Raw genomic sequence first — 15,614 nt, 5'->3', positions numbered from 1 at the left:
AATCATGTCCTCCGTGTTTCATCACAACTGGAAAGGCCAGGCAGGCCAGATCCTGCATCAGGCCTGGCCTGTGCTGGTCGGCTCCTGGGCGGGTATCGCCTTTGGGGTGCTGGATACCGTTATGGTCGGCCACAGCAGTCCGGTCGACTTGCAGGCCATGGGCCTGGGCGTATCCATTTACATCACCGTCTTTATCGGCTTGATGGGTGTCATCCACGCCCTGATTCCTATCATTGCGCAGCAATTTGGCGCGCGCCGCCTGACTGAAGTAGGCCGCTGGTGGGGGCAAGGTGTGTGGCTGGCCCTGTTGCTGACCTTGATCGGCACCCTGGCGCTGGCCTTTCCCAATATCTGGCTAAGCTGGTCGGGCGATTTAAGCCCTGAGGTTCACGACCGGGTGACCTGGTATTTGCGCAGCCTGATTCTGGCCCTGCCCGCCTCCCTGGTTTTCCGAACGATTTACTGCCTGGGCACGGCAACCTCTCGCCCCAAAGCCGTCATGCTGATCAATCTGTTCAGCGTAGCCTTCAAGGCCCTGTTCAACTGGATGCTGATTTTCGGGAAATTCGGTTTACCAGCCATGGGAGCCGTCGGTTCAGGCCTGGCGACTACCGTGGTTTCCTGGCTAATGCTGGCTGCTGGCCTGTGGCTGCTGCGCGCCGACCGCTTCTACAAGCCCTTTAGCTTGCGACTGGGCCTGCCTAGCTGGACGGCGCAGAAAGAACTGCTGCGCCTGGGCCTGCCCATGGGCGGCTCTTACCTGATCGAGATCTGCGCCTTCAGCTTCATGGCTTTGCTGGTAGCCCGTGAAGGGGTTTTTGCTTCGGGTGCACACCAGATCATGGCCAATCTGGCCGCTGTCTGCTTTATGGTGCCCATGGCCGTGGGTGTTGCTGCGGCCTCGGTCAGCGCTCAAGCCATTGGAGCCGGGCAATATCATCGTGCCCGCCATGTAGGGATGTTAAGTCTGGGGATTGTGTTGGCCGGGGTCACGCTGACGATCAGCCTGCTGGTTCTGCTGCGCCCTACCTTGGCCCATGCCTATACCGACGATGCCGACGTAGCCCTGCGCGCCCTGCTCTTGCTGCAACTGCTGCCCTTCTTCCACTTTTTCGACGCGTTCCAGTGCCTGATCTCCTATTTGCTGCGCGCCTATAAAGTGGCTTTTGTTCCCATGTTGCTGCAGTTCTTTGCCTTGAGCGTGCTGGGTCTGGGCGGTGGCTGGTGGTTAGGGTTTGGACCGGCAGCCGGATCGCTGGAAGGGGTTATTCAGTGGCTGGCACCGGGTGCGCCTGTGGGTGCGGCCAGCTTGTGGACCATGTCCAGCCTGGGCCTGGGGGCCTCGGCCTTGCTGCTGCTATTCTGGTACAGCCATATTCTGCGTATCTACAATCCGGCAAGACGCAAGGCGCGGGCGTCCTAACAAGCAAAGCATGAGCTGCCGGCATTCAGGCCCATGGCAGACTCAGACATCCAGCGGCTCATTGCTCATTGCTCATTGCTCATTGCTCATTGCTCAGCACTAAAAGCCTAAGGCCTAAATAAGCCGAACCGTCAAAGCACAAACAAAAAAAAACGGGGCCAGTTATTCAACTGGTCCCGTTTTCTTTATCGCTTTAGCAAGACAAGGCTAACTCAGGCAGCAGGTTTACTGCCTTCAATGGCTTCCACGATCTTGGCAGTATCGCTCGGAGTCGATTCAGCAGCCGTATCCGGCGACGCTTCAACCGCATCAATAAGCGGGCTGACCAGGTCCACGACCTTGCTGCGCGAGAGCAGGCCCAGGAACTCGTCATTCTCGCCCGTGACGGCCAAAGGTTCGCTGCTACGCAGCAATTGCCCCAGGATTTCATCCAGACCCATGGTGGCGGGCACGGAACTCATCTCGTCCACAAAACCGGAGATATCCCGTGCACCTTGTTGCACTGCTTCTTGAGCACTGGAGCGCATCAAGACACCGGCCAAACGCTTGCCATCGAGCACAGGCGCATAACGCACGCCCCGTTCGCTCAAGCGCTCCAACGCATGAACAGCACGAGTACGCATGGTGAAGGTCAGCGTCTTGCTGGAATCGCGCACCGCATGAGCAGCGTTCAGCACTTTGCTGCGGTTCACATCCTGCAAGAAGGCCTGCACATAATCGCTAGCGGGAGAGAGCAGAATATCCTCGGGCGAGCCCTCCTGGATCAATTCACCATCTTTAAGAATGGCAATCCGGTTGCCCAGACGCAGCGCTTCGTCCAGATCATGCGTAATAAACACAATGGTCTTGTTCAGACGGGCCTGCAGTTCCAGCAACTGGTCCTGCATTTCACGTCGAATCAGCGGATCCAGCGCGGAGAAGGCTTCGTCCATCAGAAGAATGTCGGCATCGGTGGCCAAGGCACGCGCCAGACCCACACGTTGCTGCATACCGCCAGACAACTGATGCGGATACTGATTCTCGAAGCCTTGAAGCCCTACCTGTTCCAGCCAGTAAGTGGCTTTCTCTTCACGGGCGGTACGTCCTATGCCCTGCACTTGCAGACCGTAGGCCGCGTTCTCCAGCACCGTGCGATGCGGGAACAAGCCAAAACGCTGGAAAACCATGCTGATCTTTTGCTGGCGGAACTGCATCAGCGCCTTGCCATCCAGGCTCATCACATCCACGTCATCGACCAGAATCTGCCCGGCTGTCGGTTCGATCAAACGGTTGAAGTGGCGGATCAAGGTGGACTTGCCCGAACCGGACAAGCCCATGATGACGTAAATACTGCCATGCTCAATGGACAGGCTGATGTCACGTAACCCCAAGGTGTGGCCGCTTTTGGCCAGTAGCTCGTCCTTGCGCACACCGTTGCGGACCTCTTCCAGCCAGCGCTCGGGTTGGGAGCCAAAGATCTTGTAGATATTGCGAACTTCAATCTTGCTCATGAGGCCTCCCGTGTCTGAAAGCGGCGGCCAAATTCTTGTGTGATACGGTCAAACAGAATAGCCAGCAGCACAATACCCAAACCGGCCATCAGGCCACGGCCTACTTGCAGGCGGTTGATACCTTGCAGCACTTCGTAGCCCAAACCTCGCACGCCAATCATGGAGGCGATCACCACCATGGCCAGCGCCATCATGGTTGTCTGGTTAATACCCGCCATGATGTTGGGCATGGCCAATGGCAATTGCACCCCGTAGAGCTGCTGCCAGCGGTTGGACCCGAAGGAACGCGAGGCTTCCAGCACTTCGCTGTCGACCAGGCGTATACCCAGATCGGTCAGACGAATTACCGGCGCAATGGCGTAAATAATGGTGGCAATCAGGGCGGCGATCTTGCCCAGGTTGAACAGCATCACTACCGGAATCAGATACACAAAGCTGGGCATGGTTTGCATCACGTCCAGCACTGGCATCATGATGCGGCGCAGCCAATTGAAGCTGGCCATCAACAGACCTAGCGGTATGCCTATCAGGACAGACAGGAACACGGCCACAATCATCAGCGCCAAGGTCTGCATGGCAGCATCCCACAGACCGATCAAGCCGATGACAAACAGCATGGCACCCATGGCCACGGAAAACAGGACGCGGCGGCTGGCAGCCCAGCCCAGCACGACCACCACCAGCACAACGGCCCACCAGGGACTGCTGCGCAAGATGGACTCCATAAAGACCAGCATGTCCAGCAAAGGCTGGGTCATGGCGCGCAAGGTACTGGAATAATTGGCAACCAGATCACCCACGAACTGATCGATGGGCAAACGTAAGGCACGCGGATCAATCAACTCAGGAAACATAAAAAACACTCCGTAAAACTCGTGCATGCGGCGCGGGCATATCGCCCGGCCATGAGCCTGCCGGCCACAATGGGACCAGGCAGAAAAGCGAGGTACGGCTCAGTACCCGCACCCACATGGGGTGCAGTCACCGAGGCCGGCCTCGCCCTACAACAACACGAATACTAAAGAGCGGCTTTTACGCGCTGAGCCACTTCCATGGGCACCCACTTGGACCAGATGTCCTCGTGCTCTTTCAGGAACCAGTTCGCCACATCCTCGGGCTCACCCTCGGTTTTTTCCATGTGGGCCATGGTGTCGTTCATCAGCTCCAGGGGCATGCTGACATTAGCCAGGAAGGCCGTCAGTTCGGGAGCTTGCTTGGAGAATTCCGTATTCACGGCAGTGAACACCGGATTTTCGGGGTAATCGCTAGGCTCTGGATTGGCACAATCCGGGTCCGTCAGACACCCGTGCTTTTTCTCGTCATAAGCGGGTAGTTCCAGCTTGACCAGATCCATGGAGCCCACCAGCGGCGTAGGGTACCAGTAGTAGAACACCACGTTTTCCTTGCGCTGATAAGCAGAGGTCAAGGCCGCTTTCTGCGTGGCACCGGTACCGGGCGAGAACAAGGTGAAGGTATCACCCAGTTTCAGGGCATTGAACAGATTGCCGCTGACCACTTCACAACCCCAGCCTGCCGGGCAGCCATAGAAACGGCCTTTACCGGGTTCTTCAGGGTCCTTGAATTCATCCTTGAACTTGGGCAAATCCGCTGCGGACTTCAATTCAGGCAGACGCTCGGCGGTGTAGCGTGGAATGAACCAGGCTTCGCCACCCATATAAATATCGCCAATACGTTTTACATTTCCCTTGGCTTCAGCCTGTTTCCAGGGGTCCGCCACACTGTTGAGCCAGATTTCAGTGTTGACATCCAGGTCGCCTCGCTCCAATGCGGCCAAGGCCGGAAGCGTCTCGACCGAGATGACCTCAGTCTTGCAGCCATAACCCTTGTCAGCGATAAAACGCTCGACTTCAGTCAGGACCAGGTTGGATTCCCAATTCATGCCGCCAAAACGGACAGCGCGGTCCAGTTCACAGGCAACCGGGGTAGCGGCTTGTGCTGCGGACGACAAACCCAGCAAGATGCTGGTCAGCACAGAGGCTTGAATCAGGGGAAAGCGGTGCAAGCGCGACTTGGCACCGGCGTGAGGGAAGTATGAAGACATGATGCTCCTCCTTGAGTTACTGTGGACGCGTCCTGCATGATCAGTCGGCGCCAAGGCTAAAGGGGTGTGCGGAAGACGATGCTCTTATCGCCAATACATACCTACGTATAGAGCGAGTGCCAGGCACTCACGAAAAACCCGGAACGGTGTTTGGGGCTGAGCCCCCTTTCTTTTACCGTTCCCTGCCTTGACCGAAACAAAACGGCTGGGCCAGGGTTACACCGCGCGGGGCGATGATTTGGTGCGAATAGAACACGCTGTTCAGGCGGCTCTAAGTCGAATTGATGAATCTGATAAGGAGGCCATTCTACGGGCCTTTGCAATCAAAAACAAATTCTTACCGTGTAAAACCAACAAAATCTTGAAATATGTCAATGGCGAAAACGCAACAAAACCCTTGTTTGGCGTGGTTTTAGCGATTTCCTGAACTTTTTTTTGTTACTTATTAATTCAAAATTGATGGAGTGGCATAAAAGCAGCCCCAAAAAAGACAAATGACAAGGCATAAAGCCTTGTCATTTGCCCCTCCAGACCGCGCCCCTAACGCTGGTACATATAGTCCCGACGCCACGGATACACCAGGTCTGGCGCGTAATCCAGCTCCTGTGCTCGCCCAGCACTTTGCGCCTGAGCCAGAACCTGATGCAAGGCAATCCAGCCATGCTCAAAGCCCATGGCGCAACCTGCCAGATACACCCGGTAAGCACGCAAGGATTTTTGACCCTGCTCGGAATCCAGCGTGGCCTTGGCCTTGTCCAACTGACTTTCCAAAGCATCGCTCCAGGCCCACAACGTGCGCGCATAGTGCGGACGCAGATTCTCAATGTCCAGGCCTTCCAGACCACCTTCGGCCAGATGACGCAGCACATGGCTGATATGGGTCAGCTCTCCGCCGGGGAAAATGTATTTCTCGATAAAGTCGCCCATCCCGGCACCCAGTTGGCTATTGTCCACGCCACCGGCTGTAATGCCGTGATTCAGAATCAAACCACCGGGTTTGACCAAACGGCGCAACTTGTCGAAATAGGCGCTGAGCTGGGCGCGGCCCACGTGCTCGAACATCCCGACCGAGGCCAGCTTGTCATAAGGCTTGAGTTCATCCAGCTCGCGATAATCCAGCAACATCATGCGGGCCCGGCCCGACAGACCTTTCTGCTCGATCAGCCCGTTCACATAGGCATGCTGGTTACGGGACAAGGTGATGCCCGTCACGTCCACATCGTAGTTCTCAGCCGCCCACATCAGCAGCCCGCCCCACCCGGCCCCCACATCCAGAAAGCGTTCGCCCGACTGCAGACGCAGCTTGCGGCAAATGTGGTCCAGCTTGGCTTCCTGAGCCTGTGCCAGCGTCATGTCCGGTTCGCGGTAATAGGCGCAGGAGTAGACCCGACGCGGGTCCAGCCACAAGGCGTAGAAATCGTCCGATAAGTCGTAATGAAACTGGATCTGTTTGGCATCCCTTTCCTGGGAGTGACGCCAAACCGAGGTCAGGTGCTTGACGATGGAAGTCAGCCAGCCTGCCTGAGCAGCATCAACCGGGGAGCCCGGCAAAATATCCGCTGCCAGCTGCATCAGATCCCGCATGGAGCCCTCAAAGTCCATACGCCCTTCCACGTAAGCTTCTCCCAACTGCCCGGATTGCCCTGCGGCCAGCTGCGCCAAGGTGGCATTATCTTTAATGATCAGATGAACCGCTGCATCAGCCGTGCCAACTTGCTCGCCGTTGGGCAAGGTCAGCCGAACCGGGATGCTGAGTTGATCTAATTTGGCCTGGACCATTGATGAAATTGAACTCAACTTCGCCTCCTTGTATGTAAACAAACAAAGATGACAATGTGTCGCCTCTTTCGACACACCGCCCGTAAGCTGTCAATCCTGTAGCCTAATACAATCAGCCCCTGAATCCGTTGCGTCAAAGTCACGAATCATGTACTTCACACCTAAAGCACTTAGACCGGAATTGACCTTGCCCCATGCTAAACTGCCTGCCTTTGGCCCATTGCATCGGTTTGCATTGATGCTCGGCACAGGGTAGTGGGTTCAGGCTCTCGGCCAGGATCTGCCCCACCTTAATACTTGGCCCGATGACACGCAACCACTCCCCTGCATTTCCCCCTTGGCTCATCTTGATGGGGCTGCTCACTGCCCTGGGGCCACTGGCCATTGATATGTACCTGCCCGCCTTCCCGGCAATGGCCCAGAGTCTGAACACCTCGGCGGGCATGGTAGAGCGCACGCTGGCTGGTTTCTTGCTGGGTGTGGGCGTGGCTCAATTAGTGTACGGCCCCATGGCCGACCGCTTCGGGCGCAAGCTGCCCTTGCTGCTGGGCGTGCTGATTTTCACCACCGCTTCCTTTTTCTGTGCACGCGCCAGCGATATTGATGAATTGACCGTGTGGCGCATTGTTCAGGCCTTTGGTGGTGCAGCTGGCATGGCCATTCCCCGTGCCGTGATCCGGGATCGTTTCGAGACCCGTGAAGCCGCCCGCGCCCTGTCCATGCTGATGCTGATCATGGGTGTCATGCCTATTCTGGCCCCACTGATCGGTGGCCAGATCCTGCTGTTTAGCGACTGGCGCGGTATTTTCTACTTCATGGCTGGCTGTGGCGTGCTCTTGTGGCTGCTGACTTTTTTCACCATGAAAGAGTCCCTGACCCCCGAACGTGTCCTGCCACTGCAACCCAAACTGATTGCTCATAATTACAGCGCCTTGCTACGTGATCGGCCTTTCATGTTTTATTCGCTGGCCGCCGGTTTCAGTTCCGCAGGCATGTTTGCCTATATCGCCGGATCGCCACGCGTCTTTATTGATTTATTTGCAGTCGAGCCACGCCATTTCGGTTTTTATTTTGGCGCCAATGCCGCCTGTCTGATTGTTTTCTCTCAAGTCAGCGCCCGTTTGCTCAATACGTACAGCCCGCCCACTTTGCTGCGCGTGGCACAGGGACTGCAAGTGATCTTTACCCTGCTGGGTGCCGTTCTGACCCTGCTGGGCGTGTTGGACCTGACCTGGCTGATGGTGACGCTGATGGGCTTTATGGCGTGCCAAGGCTTTGTGAACCCCAATTCCGCGGCCCTTGCCCTGTCTGAACAAGGCCATCGCCTGGGAACCGCCTCGGCCCTGATGGGCGCTTTGCAAATGCTTTGTGGTGCGCTGGCCGGTTTTGCGGTCAGCAGCTGGGCCTCTTCCAATGCTTTGCCATTGACCGCCGTATTGGCCAGTTGTGCCGTCTTATCGTGGCTGTTTGGCCGCAACGCAGCAAGGAAAGCACGGTAAAACTTGATCTAAGTGATTTTTCCATATTAGAATAATCTTCTTTGTACCCCAGCACTGGGGTTAACACGATCCTAATTTTACAATCGCCCGCGGCTTTTTTCGTTTAGCGGAGGCTGATTTAGATCTCAAGGGGTATGACCATGGCACGCGTATGCCAAGTGACCGGAAAAGGCCCAATGTCGGGCAACAATGTTTCGCACGCCAACAATAAGACCAAGCGTCGCTTCCTGCCAAACCTGCAGTCCCGTCGTTTCTGGGTTGAAAGTGAAAACCGCTGGGTTCGCCTGCGCGTTTCCGCTAACGCTATCCGCACCATCGACAAGAACGGTATCGACTCCGTTCTGGCCGAAATGCGCTCCCGCGGCGAAAAATACTAAGCTGCGCTTCTTAAACATTTAACCAGGAGCTCATCATGGCTAAAGGTATACGCGAAAAAATCAAACTCGAATCGTCCGCCGGCACCGGTCACTTCTACACCACCACCAAAAACAAGCGCAACATGCCTGAAAAGATGGTGATCAAGAAATTTGACCCCGTCGTTCGCAAGCACGTCGAGTACAAAGAAACCAAGCTGCGTTAATTCGCGCCCCGCTCCTGCAGCGGACTGGTTTTCAAAAAAAGCCCCTGCCCTGCAGGGGTTTTTTTTGCCCTTCACAGGCTGCTGTGACAGGCCTGCCTCCTGTCTGCCATTACGCTCATGCACACTGCCCACCTTGCAGCCGTCCACAGCGAGATTTGCCCCGTATAATGGCGGATACTCCTTTACTTTTGTCTAAAACGGTATTGCCACTCATGCAGGAACGTTACAACCCCAGCGAGGTTGAACAACTCGCTCAGCAAAACTGGACCGATCGGGACGCCTATCGCGCCGTCGAAAACGCCACCGCTCCCGATGGCTCGCTCAAACCCAAGTTTTACGCATGCTCCATGCTGCCCTACCCCAGTGGCAAGCTACACATGGGCCACGTGCGCAACTACACCATCAACGACATGATGGCGCGCCAGCTACGCATGCGCGGTTTTAACGTTCTCATGCCCATGGGCTGGGATGCCTTTGGCATGCCCGCTGAAAACGCCGCCATCAAATCGCAGGTTCCACCCGCCAAGTGGACTTACGACAACATCGCCTACATGAAAAAGCAGATGCAGGCGATGGGGCTGGCTATCGACTGGTCGCGTGAAATGTGTGCCTGCGATCCCGAATACTACAAATGGAACCAGTGGCTGTTCCTGAAGATGCTGGAAAAAGGCATTGCCTACCGCAAGACCCAGACCGTGAACTGGGACCCGGTGGATCAAACCGTTCTGGCCAACGAGCAGGTTATTGAAGGCCGTGGCTGGCGCTCGGGCGCGCTGGTTGAAAAGCGTGAAATCCCCGGCTATTACCTGCGCATTACCGACTACGCTGAAGAGCTGCTGGACACCGTGAAAACCGGCCTGCCCGGCTGGCCCGAACGTGTGCGCCTGATGCAGGAAAACTGGATCGGCAAGAGCCAGGGTGTGCGCTTTGCCTTCCCTCACGATATTCGTGACGAGCAAGGCCAGCTGATTCAGGACGGTCGTCTGTACGTGTTCACCACCCGCGTGGACACCATCATGGGCGTTACCTTCTGTGCTGTTGCTCCTGAACACCCGCTGGCCGCCCTGGCTGCCCGCAACAATCCCGAGCTGACTGCCTTTATTGAAGAATGCAAGAAAGGCGGCACCACGGAAGCCGATATGGCCACCCGTGAAAAAGAAGGTCTGCCTACCGGCCTGAGCGTCAAGCACCCACTGACCGGTGCGGACGTTCCTGTCTGGGTCGGTAACTACGTCTTGATGAGCTACGGCGACGGTGCCGTCATGGGCGTGCCTGCTCACGACGAGCGCGACTTCGCCTTTGCCCTGAAATACCAATTGCCTATTCAACAAGTGATTGGCGTTGAAGGCAAAGAGTACGACGCCACTCAATGGCAAGACTGGTACGGCGACAAGCAGCAAGGTCAAACCATCAATTCCGGCAAGTACGACGGCCTGGCGCATGCCGCCGCCGTGGACGCAATTGCGGCAGACCTGAATGCTCAAGATCTGGGCGAGAAACAAACCACCTACCGTCTGCGCGACTGGGGTATTTCCCGTCAGCGTTACTGGGGCACCCCGATCCCGATCATCCACTGCGAAGATTGCGGCCCGGTTCCTGTTCCAGAAAAAGACCTGCCCGTGGTTCTGCCCGAAGAACTGATTCCCGATGGCAGCGGCAACCCGCTGAACAAGCACGAAGCCTTCCTGAAGTGCGCTTGCCCTTCTTGTGGCAAACCGGCACGTCGCGAAACGGACACCATGGACACCTTTGTGGACTCGTCCTGGTACTTCCTGCGCTACACCACGCCCAATCTGAACGACTCCATGACCGATCCACGCACCGATTACTGGATGCCCATGGATCAGTACATCGGTGGTATCGAACACGCTGTGCTGCACTTGCTGTATGCCCGCTTCTGGACCAAAGTCATGCGCGACATGGACCTGGTCAAGATTGACGAGCCCTTCACCCGCCTGCTGTGCCAGGGCATGGTGCTGAACCACAGCTACACCCGCCGCACCCCACAAGGGGGTATCGAATACTTCTGGCCTGAAACCGTCGAAAACGTTTACGACGAAAAAGGCGCGATTATCGGTGCCCGCTTAAAGAGCGATGGCCAGCCCGTGCAGTACAACGGCATTGGCACCATGTCCAAGTCCAAGAACAATGGCGTGGACCCTCAGTCCCTGATCGACACAATGGGCGCGGATACCGCCCGCCTGTTCATCATGTTCGCCAGCCCTCCAGAGCAAACACTGGAGTGGTCGGACTCGGGCGTGGACGGGGCCAACCGCTTCCTGCGCCGCCTGTGGGCCTTCTGCTACAACCACGCCGATGCCCTGCGTGCCGGTAACGCCCAGGCTACCGACTGGAGCGATCTGGACGCCGCTGCCAAGCGCACCCGTCTGGAAATTCACTCCTTGCTCAAGCAAGCCAATTACGACTACGAACGTATTCAATACAACACCGTAGTTTCGGCTTGCATGAAGATGCTCAACACCCTGGAGCAGACTCAATGGGAAGACACTCCCGCCGCACAACGTGCACTGGCTGAAACCACGTCCATTCTGTTGCGCGTGCTGTACCCTGTGGTCCCTCACATCACCTGGCAGTTGTGGCGTGAACTGGGTTGGGCAGACAGCCTGGGCGATATGCTCGACGCCCAATGGCCCGAGGTCGATGAACAAGCCCTGATTGCCGACGAAGTGGAGCTGATGCTGCAAGTCAATGGCAAGCTGCGCGGTTCATTGGTCGTGCCTCAGGGAGCGGAAAAAGCCGCCATTGAACAAGCCGCAGCCGAACACGCTGCCGTGCTCAAGTATCTGGAAGGCCGCCCCGCCAAGCGCATCATTGTGGTGCCTGGCAAACTCGTTAACGTCGTAGGTTAATCATGCACCTAGCCCGCCTGCTTCCTTCCAGCTCCTTGTCTGTTCCTGCTCCCAGGTTCTGGGGACTGGCGGGCTTGATGATCCTGCTCAGTGTTGTTCTGACAGCGTGTGGCTTTCACCTGAAAGGGGTGGCCCCGCTGCCGTTCGACACGATTTACACCAACATTACGGACAACAGTGCGTTTGGCGCGAATCTGCGTCGAACCTTGTCGGCCAGTTCACCGCAAACCCGCTTTGTGGAGCGCCCGCAAGACGCTGAAGCCATCTTGCAACAGCTGTCCCACAGCCGTAATCAACGCGAAATTTCCATCAACGCCAAAGGCCAGGTGGAAGAGTACGAACTGCAACTGACATTTGTGTTCGAGCTGCTGGACGCCAAAGGCCGCGTGATCCTGCCGCCCACAACACTGAACGTCATTCGTGAAGTGCCGTACGACGCCGAAGCAGTACAAGCCAAAGATAGCGAAATCGAGATGATTTTCCGCGATATGGAACAGTCTCTGATCAATCGCATTGTGCGTCGCTTGAGTTCGCCCGACGTGACCAGCGCCTACCATTACATAAGTAGCCAACCAGAGGCCAGCTCCATGGAAGAGATGGAACTGCTGCCCACTCGACAACAGGCTCCGTTGTAAGAATGGGACGCAGGGCCGACCACGACACCTTGCTGCGCGAGCTGGCCACGCCATCCGCAGCCTTTCAACCGCTTTATGTGGTGTCCGGTGACGAGCCCCTGTTGCTGGTTGAAGCCGCCGATGCCGTGCGCGCCCGCGCCCGCCAGGACGGCTTTACCGAACGCAGCAGCTTTACCCTGGATGCGCGTGCCGACTGGTCTCAGCTGTTTGCTGTGGCCCAGAACATTTCCCTGTTTGGCGATCAAAAGCTGGTAGATATCAATATTCCCAGCGGCAAACCTGGCAAGCCAGGCGGCGACGCCCTGCAAAAGCTTTGCGAGCTAATCAGCGGTGGGCAAATGGATGGCACCAGCTTTCTGATTCAACTTCCCCGCCTGGACAAGGCCACGCGCAACAGCAAATGGTGCCAGGCATTGGAACAAGTGGCCTGTTGGGTTGAAATCCAGCCCATCAACCGCAACTCTCTGGCAGGCTGGATTGCCCACCGCCTGAAAGCCCAGGACCAGAGCCTGGAGCGTAACAGCCTGGAATGGATGGCTGACAAGGTTGAAGGCAACCTGCTGGCCGCCCATCAGGAAATACAGAAACTGGCCCTGATTTACCCACCTGGCCAGCTTAGCCAGGAAGAACTGGAAAACGCGGTTCTGAACGTAGCTCGCTACAGCGTGTTTGATCTGCGCGACTCCATGCTGGCAGGCCACAGTCAACGCGCCCTGACGGTGCTTGATGGCTTGCAGGCAGAAGGCGAAGCCCTGCCCCTGGTTTTGTGGGCTGTAGGCGAAGAAGTGCGTACCTTGGCCCGCTTGTCACAAGCGCGTCAACAAGGGCAGGACCTGTCCAACCTGTTTCGCCAGTACCGCATTTTTGGCCCGCGTGAAAAACTCGTTCGTCAGGCCCTGGAGCGTATCCCGCCTCAAAGCTGGCCCGCTTCAGTTCTGCATGCACACGATATAGACCGTTTGATCAAAGGCCTGCACCCCAACGGACGTCAGCAAGACCCGTGGGAAGAAATGCGCCGCCTGACCATGCGTATCGCGGTCGCGACACAAGCGCCACGCCGCTAGGCGTCCGATACCCCTTAACTTCTTAATTGTTGCGATAATGCTCTCTTGAACCGGAGAGTTACACGGCTATGAACGATATCACCCAGTCCTCTGCCGCCACCCAGGTCGGCGATCTGTCTTCCATGATGCAAGATCTGGGCAAGCGCGCCCAGCTTGCTGCCCGTCGTATGCGCGCCGCCACAGGCAAAGCCAAGGCCGACGCCCTGCGCTATATGGCTGATGCCCTGATTGAGCAAAAAGCCCAGTTGCAAGCAGCCAACGAGCTGGACTTGCAAGCGGCACGTGAACGTCAAATTGCCCCGGCCATGATCGAACGCCTGATCCTGTCCGACCGCGCCCTGGAGATCATGACCACCGGCCTGCGTCAGATTGCCGACATGGACGATCCGGTCGGTCAGATCAGTGCCTCACGCACCCGCCCTAACGGCATGCGTGTGGCTCAAATGCGTGTGCCTTTGGGTGTCATCGGCATCATTTACGAATCGCGCCCCAATGTGACCATTGACGCCGCCGCCCTGTGCCTGAAATCCGGCAACGCCACGATTTTGCGCGGCGGTAGCGAAGCCTTTCACTCCAACCAGGCTTTGGCACAGATTATCTCCAGCAGCCTGGAACGTGCTGGTTTGCCCAAAGAAGCCGTACAAGTGGTTCCCACCACGGATCGCGATGCCGTTGGCTTGCTCGTAACCATGAACGACTACGTGGACGTCATCGTTCCGCGTGGTGGCAAGAGCCTGATCCAACGACTGAGCGCCGAAGCCACGGTTCCTCTGATCAAGCACCTGGACGGCAATTGCCACGTTTACGTGGATGAATTTGCCGATCTGGAAAAAGCGACTCGCATCGTATTCAACGCCAAGACCTACCGCTACGGTATTTGCGGCACCATGGAAACCTTGCTGGTTCACCGCAGCATTGCACCGGCTTTCCTGCCAGAAATGGCCCGCCAATTGCAGGAAAAAGGGGTGGAGCTGCGTGGCTGTGAGCAGACCCGCGCTCTGGTCGCCAATGTGGCCCCTGCTACCGAGGAAGACTGGGAAACCGAATTTGCCGCGGCCATTCTGGCAATCCGCATTGTGGACTCCATGGACCAGGCCATGGATCATATTGCCCAGTACAGCTCCGAGCACACCGAATCCATCGTGACGGAAAACCTGAGCCTGGCCGAACGCTTCCAGCGCGAAGTGGATTCCAGCTCCGTCATGGTGAACCTGCCTACCTGTTTTGCCGACGGCTTCGAGTACGGCCTGGGCGCAGAAATCGGCATTTCCACCAACCGTCTTCATGCCCGCGGCCCGGTTGGCCTGGAAGGCCTGACGACCTACAAATGGGTCTTGCACGGCAATGGCCAAATGCGTGGTTAAATCATGCTTTGGCTAAAAACATTTCACATCTTGTTTGTGACCTCCTGGTTTGCAGGGCTGTTCTACTTGCCCCGTATCTATGTCAATCTGGCCCAGGAGCAAGATGCCAAGACCTATGAAACGCTTCTGGGCATGGCCCGGCGCCTGTATCGCTTTATGGCTCCACTGGCCATTTTGACTTTGCTGACAGGCCTGGGATTGTTTTTGTATTACGGCATAGGCAAAGGACAGGGCTGGATGCACACCAAACTGACCCTGGTCTTGGTCCTGTTTGCCTTTCACGGTGTGTGCGGACGCTATCTGCGGCAGTTCCAGCAAGGGCAACAAAGCCGCTCACACGTATTCTTCCGCTGGTTCAATGAAATTCCGGTCATCGTTCTGCTGCTGGTCCTCATCCTGGTGGTTATAAAACCCTTCTAATACCTTATTCATGTCAGACCAATCTGAACGCAAGACACTAAGCCTGAACCCAGGCACTAAAAAGAAAGCCAGCAATGCGGAACCCCGCGTGCGCTCGGGTGCGCGCGCACGTGCAGCCAGCCTGCAGCAAGACCGCCAGGGCGGCCCCAAGCGCGAGGCTCGCCCCTACGTAGAAAAACGTGACCAGGACCGCCGCGAGCGCCCTGCTTTCAACCGCGACCGCGCAGATCGTCCTCAATCGGGCGAGCGTCGCGAATTTTCCGGTGAACGCCGTGAGCGTCCCGCATTCAACCGTGATCGCGACAGCCGTCCACAATCGGGCGAACACCGGGAGTTCTCCGGTGAACGCCGCGAACGTCCCGCATTCAACCGTGATCGTGACAGCCGTCCGCAATCGGGCGAACGTCGCGAATTCTCCGGTGAACGCC

Annotated in this window: 13 protein-coding genes and 1 pseudogene; 10 read left to right on the top strand and 4 right to left on the bottom strand. The window is 56.9% G+C overall.

Annotated features, from left to right (window positions below; all coding sequences use genetic code 11):
* Window positions 1–4: 4 nt before the first annotated feature.
* Complete coding sequence (locus U2949_RS01825; RefSeq protein ID WP_321285828.1) at window positions 5–1,423, top strand: MATE family efflux transporter; 1,419 nt, start codon at window positions 5–7, stop codon at window positions 1,421–1,423.
* Between the two features lie 212 nt (window positions 1,424–1,635).
* Here U2949_RS01825 and U2949_RS01820 read toward each other — a convergent pair whose 3' ends face one another.
* From U2949_RS01820 to U2949_RS01805, 4 genes are all read right to left on the bottom strand, one after another.
* Complete coding sequence (locus tag U2949_RS01820) at window positions 1,636–2,913, bottom strand: quaternary amine ABC transporter ATP-binding protein (RefSeq protein WP_321285825.1); 1,278 nt, start codon at window positions 2,911–2,913, stop codon at window positions 1,636–1,638.
* The gene (locus U2949_RS01815) at window positions 2,910–3,767 is read right to left on the bottom strand and encodes an ABC transporter permease (RefSeq protein WP_009456478.1); all 858 of its coding nucleotides are present in this window, start codon (window positions 3,765–3,767) and stop codon (window positions 2,910–2,912) included. The genes U2949_RS01820 and U2949_RS01815 overlap by 4 nt, the downstream gene beginning before the upstream one ends.
* Before the next feature lie 164 nt (window positions 3,768–3,931).
* A complete protein-coding gene (locus U2949_RS01810; RefSeq protein WP_035274495.1) occupies window positions 3,932–4,975 on the bottom strand; it encodes an ABC transporter substrate-binding protein in 1,044 nt (347 codons plus the stop codon).
* A gap of 540 nt (window positions 4,976–5,515) precedes the next feature.
* Window positions 5,516–6,754: a class I SAM-dependent methyltransferase gene (locus tag U2949_RS01805; RefSeq protein WP_035274497.1), complete on the bottom strand. Its 1,239-nt coding sequence runs from the start codon at window positions 6,752–6,754 to the stop codon at window positions 5,516–5,518.
* 350 nt (window positions 6,755–7,104) lie between these two features.
* Between U2949_RS01805 and U2949_RS01800 the strand changes: the two genes are divergently transcribed.
* The 9 genes and pseudogenes from U2949_RS01800 to U2949_RS01760 all read left to right on the top strand — a co-directional run.
* Entirely contained in the window at window positions 7,105–8,253 is a 1,149-nt protein-coding gene (locus U2949_RS01800; protein WP_321285819.1) for a Bcr/CflA family multidrug efflux MFS transporter, read from the top strand.
* Window positions 8,254–8,393: 140 nt separating this feature from the next.
* The gene (gene rpmB, locus U2949_RS01795; RefSeq protein WP_003802782.1) at window positions 8,394–8,630 is read left to right on the top strand and encodes a 50S ribosomal protein L28; all 237 of its coding nucleotides are present in this window, start codon (window positions 8,394–8,396) and stop codon (window positions 8,628–8,630) included.
* A 35-nt stretch (window positions 8,631–8,665) separates the two neighbouring features.
* Window positions 8,666–8,833 carry a 50S ribosomal protein L33 gene (rpmG, locus tag U2949_RS01790; protein ID WP_003802781.1) on the top strand — a complete coding sequence of 56 codons (168 nt, stop codon included), beginning with the start codon at window positions 8,666–8,668 and terminating at the stop codon, window positions 8,831–8,833.
* A gap of 212 nt (window positions 8,834–9,045) precedes the next feature.
* Window positions 9,046–11,703, top strand: a complete 2,658-nt coding sequence (leuS, locus tag U2949_RS01785) for a leucine--tRNA ligase (RefSeq protein WP_321285817.1) — start codon at window positions 9,046–9,048, stop codon at window positions 11,701–11,703.
* A gap of 2 nt (window positions 11,704–11,705) precedes the next feature.
* Window positions 11,706–12,338 carry an LPS-assembly lipoprotein LptE gene (locus U2949_RS01780; protein ID WP_026483068.1) on the top strand — a complete coding sequence of 211 codons (633 nt, stop codon included), beginning with the start codon at window positions 11,706–11,708 and terminating at the stop codon, window positions 12,336–12,338.
* A 2-nt stretch (window positions 12,339–12,340) separates the two neighbouring features.
* Window positions 12,341–13,402 carry a DNA polymerase III subunit delta gene (gene holA, locus U2949_RS01775; RefSeq protein WP_321285814.1) on the top strand — a complete coding sequence of 354 codons (1,062 nt, stop codon included), beginning with the start codon at window positions 12,341–12,343 and terminating at the stop codon, window positions 13,400–13,402.
* Between the two features lie 68 nt (window positions 13,403–13,470).
* Window positions 13,471–14,766 carry a glutamate-5-semialdehyde dehydrogenase gene (locus tag U2949_RS01770; protein ID WP_407654147.1) on the top strand — a complete coding sequence of 432 codons (1,296 nt, stop codon included), beginning with the start codon at window positions 13,471–13,473 and terminating at the stop codon, window positions 14,764–14,766.
* Between the two features lie 3 nt (window positions 14,767–14,769).
* Window positions 14,770–15,186 (top strand): CopD family protein, encoded by a 417-nt coding sequence (locus U2949_RS01765; RefSeq protein ID WP_321285812.1) that lies wholly within the window; start codon window positions 14,770–14,772, stop codon window positions 15,184–15,186.
* A 10-nt stretch (window positions 15,187–15,196) separates the two neighbouring features.
* Window positions 15,197–15,614 (top strand): annotated as a pseudogene (locus U2949_RS01760) (DNA methyltransferase); the annotation flags it as partial.

Origin of the sequence: Alcaligenes phenolicus (assembly GCF_032063905.1) — a bacterium.
GTDB classification, from domain to species: Bacteria; Pseudomonadota; Gammaproteobacteria; order Burkholderiales; family Burkholderiaceae_B; genus Alcaligenes; species Alcaligenes phenolicus.
This window is presented reverse-complemented; position numbering and strand designations above follow the sequence as displayed.

Bases quoted from the DNA above. Each gene is read 5' to 3' on its own strand.
- U2949_RS01805 (WP_035274497.1), bottom strand. From the start codon at position 6,754: ATGGTCCAGGCCAAATTAGATCAACTCAGCATCCCGGTTCGGCTGACC.
- U2949_RS01825 (WP_321285828.1), top strand. From the start codon at position 5: ATGTCCTCCGTGTTTCATCACAACTGGAAAGGCCAGGCAGGCCAGATC.
- U2949_RS01800 (WP_321285819.1), top strand. From the start codon at position 7,105: ATGGGGCTGCTCACTGCCCTGGGGCCACTGGCCATTGATATGTACCTG.
- U2949_RS01815 (WP_009456478.1), bottom strand. From the start codon at position 3,767: ATGTTTCCTGAGTTGATTGATCCGCGTGCCTTACGTTTGCCCATCGAT.
- U2949_RS01770 (WP_407654147.1), top strand. From the start codon at position 13,471: ATGAACGATATCACCCAGTCCTCTGCCGCCACCCAGGTCGGCGATCTG.
- rpmG (WP_003802781.1), top strand. From the start codon at position 8,666: ATGGCTAAAGGTATACGCGAAAAAATCAAACTCGAATCGTCCGCCGGC.
- U2949_RS01765 (WP_321285812.1), top strand. From the start codon at position 14,770: ATGCTTTGGCTAAAAACATTTCACATCTTGTTTGTGACCTCCTGGTTT.
- U2949_RS01820 (WP_321285825.1), bottom strand. From the start codon at position 2,913: ATGAGCAAGATTGAAGTTCGCAATATCTACAAGATCTTTGGCTCCCAA.
- holA (WP_321285814.1), top strand. From the start codon at position 12,341: ATGGGACGCAGGGCCGACCACGACACCTTGCTGCGCGAGCTGGCCACG.
- rpmB (WP_003802782.1), top strand. From the start codon at position 8,394: ATGGCACGCGTATGCCAAGTGACCGGAAAAGGCCCAATGTCGGGCAAC.
- leuS (WP_321285817.1), top strand. From the start codon at position 9,046: ATGCAGGAACGTTACAACCCCAGCGAGGTTGAACAACTCGCTCAGCAA.
- U2949_RS01780 (WP_026483068.1), top strand. From the start codon at position 11,706: ATGCACCTAGCCCGCCTGCTTCCTTCCAGCTCCTTGTCTGTTCCTGCT.
- U2949_RS01810 (WP_035274495.1), bottom strand. From the start codon at position 4,975: ATGTCTTCATACTTCCCTCACGCCGGTGCCAAGTCGCGCTTGCACCGC.